Origin of the sequence: Oscillibacter sp. CU971, from assembly GCF_905219725.1 — a bacterium.
Taxonomy (GTDB): Bacteria; Bacillota; Clostridia; order Oscillospirales; family Oscillospiraceae; genus Oscillibacter.
In genome coordinates this window covers 1-6,627 of sequence record NZ_CAJMXG010000169.1, presented here as the reverse complement: position 1 = coordinate 6,627, position 6,627 = coordinate 1, and the positions used below count along the sequence as shown (strand labels likewise).

The following is a 6,627-nucleotide window of genomic DNA, read 5'->3' as shown; positions in this document are numbered from 1 at the left end:
TGACCGGCAGCGCGGCAATCTGTAGTTAGTAATAACTACTTTATCTTTTAGTTCAAGTAGATAATAGAAAAGCCTGATTGCAAATCGCACATCGTGAAATTTGCAACCAGGCGTCATAAGTGATATTCAGTTTGCGTCAGCTCATATTGAGCTTGGATCTCATGTACAATATGTATTGCTTCATCTTCATCCCTCCATCAATAGAAGATGACTTTAAATTTCAAGTAAATAGTATTTTTAAATGTATTCCGGGAACCCTGCTTATCATATAGAATCTGGTTGAGGTGATAGCAGAGTGGACGTAAAGCTGGGCATTCCCGATATTCTGGGGGAGACAATTCAGGTCTGCCGATTGAACCGCGCGGTCAAAGCCGAAGAGATGCTTCAGCTTCTGAACTGCTCCGCGCACCATTATTCAGCCATTGAAAATGGGCATTCTCATNCCAGTTATAACGCGCTGATTGCGATCCTGCGGTATTTATGTATTGACCCTAACGTTTTTGTGTACCCTGAGAGGGAGCATCTGGACCTGAAAAGGCTTCAAATGATTCACGCCGTTGAGACCTGCGATGAGGAGCAGTTAAATTTCCTGATTGCCGTTTGGAACGGGCTTCCTAAAAGATAAAAAGCCCAAAAGCAATCATGTTAAACGCCGCCAGAGTCCCGGAATTACCGAGACAATGGCGGCGTTTTAAAGTTTGGGAGACAACCAATTAAGCATTTTCTACTACCGGCAATAATTTTTTGCTCCCAGTAAACGATGAATCTTAATCTTTCGGGAGTTTCCAGTTAAAGAATTGCAAATAGGGAACACTGGTTTTCTTCCGAAAAGCGTCCATATCCCGTTCACGCCAATCATAGTAGCCAGTCCCGGTTTTATACCCGAGGTCTCCGTGGTCCAGCCGCTCCTGGAGGGAGGGGTGGACCTCCTTGGTATCGCAAAGGTCGGGATAAAGATAACGCTCAATATTGGCGATGAGATCCAGTCCGGCGTAGTCGAAGTGGTCAAAGAGACCGATGGAAGTGTACCGGGGTCCCCAGCTGGAGCGGATGCACTTGTCAATATCCTCAGGAGCGCAGATGCCCTGCTCCACCATATAGACCGCCTCCCGATACAGCGCGTGCTGGAGGCGGTTGGCGATGAAGCCCGGAGCGGGCTTGTTCATCTTGCAGACCTCTCGCCCGCAGTACTCCAGCAGTTCCGTCACAGCATCGATAGATTCCTGAGCAGTAAACTCGTTCTTCACCAGCTCCACGCAGGGCACCATATGAGGCGGGTTGTAGGGATGAGCCACCATGATCTTTTCCCTCTGCTCCATGCCCTTGGCCAGGTCAACCGGGGAAATGGCAGAGGTAGTAGAAGCAATGGCCTTCAAACGCGGACAGTTGGCCTCGACCCGGCAGTAGACCTCATACTTGACCTCCAGCTTCTCCGTGACGCACTCGAAAACGATCTCCGCGTCCCGCAGCCCTGCGTAGTCCTCGGTGAAGGACAGTAGCCTCTCGCAGGCGGCGGCCTGCTTTTCCGTCACCAGCCCCTGGGCGATGAGGTCCTTGTAATAGGTCCGGTATTTCTCCAGCCCGACCTCGCTGTTTTTCGCCAGCACGATCGTGGGAATGCCGTTCCCGGTAAACAGCACCGCCAGGCTGATGCCGATCATACCTTTGCCGACGATGGCAACCGGATGTTCAGACATAGAACCCCTCCCGTTACAGACTGCCCTTGCGGACGAGATAGTCGTAGGCAATCCGCGCGTTGTTTGTGGAGATGTACTCCATGCAGTCCGGCTGACCGATGTCCACCGGGCAGCGGTCGGCAAAGTTGATGCGCTGGATGCACTCCTCCCGAGTCCAGCCCTTGTTGATCATGGCGTCTCCTACTACGCTGAGCCAGTTATAGATGAACTGTTTGTTTTCGGCGATGCACTCCTTACCCTTGACCGGCCCGTGTCCGGGGACGATATAGTCCACGTCCAGGCTCTGGAGCCAGTCCAGGCTCTTGAACAGCGCGTCGAAGTCGATGGAGTGGAACCAGATCTGGCAGTTGTTGAAGATGTTGTCGCCTACGAACACCACTCGCTCCTCGGGACAGTAGATGCTGGTCTGCTCGGGAGAATGGCCGGGAGTGTGGTAGCACTCGAAGGTATGGTCCCCCACCTTCAGGGTCAGCTTGTCGGTGAAGGTGATATCGGGCTTCCCGATCTCCTCCTCCCCCTCGGGCAGGAGCTTGCTGACTTGGGTGGGGTCCTGGCGCTTCAGCAGGTCCAGGTTATATTCATAAGTGGTCTGGTTGAACGCGGGAGGGATTTTGTAGTAGCCGTTCAGCACCTTCTCCTGGGCAATGATAGTGGCCCCTGCCTTTTTCAGGTAGGGATTGCCAAAGACGTGGTCGATGTGGGATTCTGTATTGATGAGATATTTGACCCCGCCGCACTTCTCCTTGGCAAATTCGATCATCTGCTCCAGCTGGGTGATCCACTGGGCGGTGTCGATGAACACCGCTCCCTCGCTGGTCAGCACCATGGAGGGGTCGCAGCCCCGCATCCCGGTGAAGGTGTACACATTCGGCGTGATCTGTTCGATCTCAATGTCGGGAGAGCTGACCGCCTGCTCATAATCGGCGTAATGGCTCTTCCCGATTCCAACAACTTTTAACATCAGATAAAATCCTCCTTCTCAAAACATGCGAACGGAACACCGCCGACGGGCGTTCAGTTCATCCTCAGCTCTTCCATCAGCTTGTCGATCTCGTCGAATACCAGCTGGGGGCTCTTGGCCCGAATCATGTAATAGGGCCGTCCGGCGGCGTATTTGGCGCAGAAGGCCGCCCGGTCCTGCCGACGCACGTCAGTATCCACGATGGGCATGGCCAGGCCAAACTTGCCGCATAGAAGCTGGTTCAGCCCGAAGAAATTCATCATGGAGTGGTAGCTCTGATAGGACGCCTCAAACTGACCCATCTTTTTGACGTCGGTCTTGAACCAGCCGTCGATGCAGGGCATGACCGCCAGGTCCATCTGCTTGGGCTCATAGCACATGGGCATCTCCGGCTCGTCACCGAAGAACATCTTCACGCCCTCGTCCTGGTCGGCCAGGTCCGAGCGCTCGGTGCCCTTGGCCCGTTTGCGGACATAGATGTTCTTGGAGCCGTAGAGAGCGATTCCGGATTCGTGGTCCATGACCGTGGTCTCGGTGGAGAAGATCTCCGCGCCCCGGCGGCAGCCCTCCAGCTGGGTCATGGATTTGCCGTGGTTATTTTCGCCGCCCACCAGCAGGATGCCGTGGCCTTTGTAGATGACGCTGGAGGAGTGGAAGGGGTGGAGCCCCACCTTATCCATCTCGTTGGCCAGCATGGAGACCATGATCTTGTTCAGCTCGCCCTCCTCCCAGAAGCTGGTGAGGATCAGCTGGCCGTCCACATAGCGGNTGGTCTTCGGGGGCTCGTCGTAGTACCAGACGATGTCGGGCCGCTCCTTGGTGATCTCGTGAGAGACTTCCACAGAGCCCAGGCGGTAGTTGAGGAAGGACATATCCTCCGCCACGGCGGAGCGCTCCGGCCCGCCGATGACATCGAAGCGGAGCACCGCCTTGTTGCTGCTGATCTGTTCGGAAAAAGTGCTCATATCAATACTCCTTGTCAGAAATTACTTCATGGTGGTAATGGGCCGGGACTGAAGCAGGTACACCTGCCCGTCCACGATGGCCCACTCGATGTCCTCTGGCTTCTTATAGAAGTCTTCGATCCTCCGGGCCAGGTCCACCAGCTGGTTCCGCTCCGCGTCGGTGAGGACCGGGACCTCCCGCAGCTCCTCGGGAACGGGTTCCTCCTTGGTGCCGCCCCGCTCGCTGAGGCGGACCACCATGGTCTCCTTCTCGGAGATATACTCCGTGGTAACCTCTCCGGTCCGTTTGTCGATCCAGAGATTGTCCGGCGTCACGATGCCGGAAACGATGGCCTCCCCCAGACCCCAGGCGGCCTCCAGCACCACGGTGTTGTAGTCGTTGGTGATGGGGTTGGAGGTAAACATGACTCCCGCCTTCTGGGCGCTGACCATGCACTGGACCACCACGGCGATGGAGATGCTCCGCNCGTCGAACNTCTTCTCCCGGCGGTAGAAGATGGCCCGGTCATTGTACAGCGAGGCCCAGCACTCCTTGATAAACTTCACCACATCGTCGTTGCCAATGACAAACAGGAAGGTCTCCTGCTGTCCGGCGAAGCTGGCGTCGTCCAAATCCTCGGCGGTGCCGCTGGAGCGGACGGCCACCGGCTCATGCCCGTTCCCGATCTGGGCGTAATGCCGCACGATGTCCTCGGCCATTGCCTGGGGGACGGGGCAGTCGATGATCCTCTGCCGAATTTCGGCGGAGACGGCGATGAGGGACGCGTCGCTGGAGAAATCGATGGTCCCCAGCTTCTCAAAGACGTAATCCCACAGCCCGTTGGCCTCCATGAAGGCGTTGAACATCTCGGAGCGGACAATAAAGCCCTTGGGCACCGGCAGACCCGCCCGGGACATGCGGCAGAGGCTGGCCCCCTTGCCGCCCGCGGCCAGGGCAAGCTCCCCGTCNGGAATTTCGTCAAACCANGCAANATACTGATTCATGGATAACAATCCTTTCCTATCGAGATTCAGCGCGGCGCGCCGGGGGTCCGGGCGCCGCGCTGATGTGGGACAATCAGCCGATCACTTCCACGACGCCCTTGGAGCCGTCGACCCGGACCTTGTCGCCGGTCTTAATGAGCTGCGTGGCGCGGCGGGTGCCCACCACGCAGGGCACGCCGAACTCCCGGGCCACCACGGCGGGGTGAGAGAGGGCTCCGCCGGTGTCGGTGACCAGGNCGGAGATCTTNNAGAAGGAGACGACCCAGGCGGGGTTGGTCATCTTGCAGACCAGAATCTCGCCCTCCTTGACCGTGTCCAGCTCGGAGGGGTCGGACACCAGANGGGCCACGCCCTCCTGCACGCCGGGGCAGCCCGGGATGCCCTTGAGGACGGTCTTGCTGATCTCGGCCTTGGTTTCCNTCTCCTGCTGCTCAGCCTCAAACTTCTGGGGATAGCCCCACAGGGACTTATAGGGCTCGTTGTAGACCTGCCACTCGGTGGCGGTGCCGTACCACTCCTGGGGAGGACGCTTCCGGGCCTCTTCCATCTCGGCCCGGCGGGTCTGGACCCGCTCCTTGACGGGATAGTCGCCGCAGCAGGCGGAGCGGATCTCGTCATACTTCAGCATGAAGATGTCCTCAGCGTCGTCCAGGATACCAGCCCGGACCATGGCCTCGCCGATGCGGACGAAGGCAACGCGCATGTGGGAATAGATGCCCTGATCGATGTAGAAGTGGTGGTCCGGCGTGATNGGGGCCATCTTGACGGACAGCTCCAGGTAGTGCTTCAGCTTCGTCAGCTCCTCGGGGTCGCTGACCTTGGCGTACAGCTCCTGGATCGCCTCNTGTTGGGACTTCATGCAGGCGCNGTATTCCTCGTTGTAGTCGTAGCCGGAGCAGACGTAGGCCCGGACGGCCTCGTAAGCGGGGGTGGGGTCCTCGTACCAGGTCTTATAGATGAACTCGTGGGTGTACATGGCCTTGAAACCGTACTCCTCCCGGTAGGCCTCCATCATGGAGAGGAACTTCTCGCTGCCGGGGACGCCGGAGACCTTCTCCATGATGACGGCGTTGTCCGTGGTGGAGAGGAACAGCTCCTTCAGCGCGGGGACGCGGCAGACCTCCTCCTTCATCTCCCACAGGGCCTTGAGGGAGTCCCAGTTGCGGTCGGCGGGGGAGACGTTGATCTTTCCGATCAGTACGTCGTCCGCTCCCGCGGCCTTGGCGGCGTTGGTGAAGTCGGTGGAGGCCTGGAACTGGGCCAGGTTGATGATCCAGTGGATGCGGAACGCCTCGCACTTCATGTCCAGGATGTCCTCCATGTGGATCATGATCTCCGACAGGCTCTTGTGCTGGAAGTCGAAGTCCAGGATGGCGTTCTGCATGTATTTCAGGCGGGGCACATACTCCTTGTTCCAGCGGTCCATGAAGGTGTCCGCGTAGATGGGCATGACCTTGGTGTAGTAGCTGAACATGGGGCCGATCTTGTCGGCGTCCATCTCAGGGGGGACCACGGCGGAGTAGACATAGCCCCCGATCTTCTTGGCGATCCAGGCCTTGCCGATGGGAGCGCCGAAGCGCTGATACATATAGGAGCAGTCCGCGCCCCAGCGGCCCTCGGTGTCCCACCAGCCGCCGATGTCGAAGTACAGGGGGGAAATAGGGTTGGGGCAGTGGAGGTCGTCGTAGAACCACATCAGGCTCTTCTCGGCCTCGTCCTTCCATTCGATGGGGAAGCGGTCGTCCGTGAATTTGGTGGCCAGTACCTTGGAAGTATCGCTCATCTTGCATTCTCCTTTTCAGCATATGGTGGGTAGGTGAGGGGGATTGCTGGAGCTTTGCGGTAATATAATCGATTTTTCAAAATGGGGCTGGAGGCCGGCACGGCGGCGCGGGTGAGATTTTAAGCGAAATGCTGAAAAAATGCTTGCATTTCAGCGAACGCTTGTTATGATAAGAGGGTAAAGCGGATCGGCCGGGACCTTTTGATTTTCGATAATCGATTATTGACAATTAAGATT

At 57.4% G+C, this 6,627-nt stretch carries 4 protein-coding genes; all 4 read right to left on the bottom strand.

The window, feature by feature from the left end:
• Nucleotides 1-767: 767 nt before the first annotated feature.
• Entirely contained in the window at nt 768-1,697 is a 930-nt protein-coding gene (locus JX325_RS11300) for a 3-hydroxyacyl-CoA dehydrogenase family protein (RefSeq protein ID WP_204791226.1), read from the bottom strand.
• Between the two features lie 13 nt (nt 1,698-1,710).
• Complete coding sequence (locus JX325_RS11295) at nt 1,711-2,658, bottom strand: MBL fold metallo-hydrolase (protein ID WP_204791225.1); 948 nt, start codon at nt 2,656-2,658, stop codon at nt 1,711-1,713.
• 986 nt (nt 2,659-3,644) lie between these two features.
• On the bottom strand, nt 3,645-4,607 hold the full coding sequence (locus tag JX325_RS11290; protein ID WP_204791224.1) for a PEP/pyruvate-binding domain-containing protein: 963 nt from the start codon (nt 4,605-4,607) through the stop codon (nt 3,645-3,647).
• A 73-nt stretch (nt 4,608-4,680) separates the two neighbouring features.
• Nucleotides 4,681-6,390, bottom strand: coding sequence for a PEP-utilizing enzyme (locus JX325_RS11285; protein ID WP_204791223.1), 1,710 nt, complete (start codon nt 6,388-6,390; stop codon nt 4,681-4,683).
• Between the last annotated feature and the right edge of the window lie 237 nt (nt 6,391-6,627).

Excerpts from the sequence above, each read along its gene's own strand:
- JX325_RS11300 (WP_204791226.1), bottom strand. The coding sequence starts at position 1,697 with ATGTCTGAACATCCGGTTGCCATCGTCGGCAAAGGTATGATCGGCATC.
- JX325_RS11295 (WP_204791225.1), bottom strand. The coding sequence starts at position 2,658 with ATGTTAAAAGTTGTTGGAATCGGGAAGAGCCATTACGCCGATTATGAG.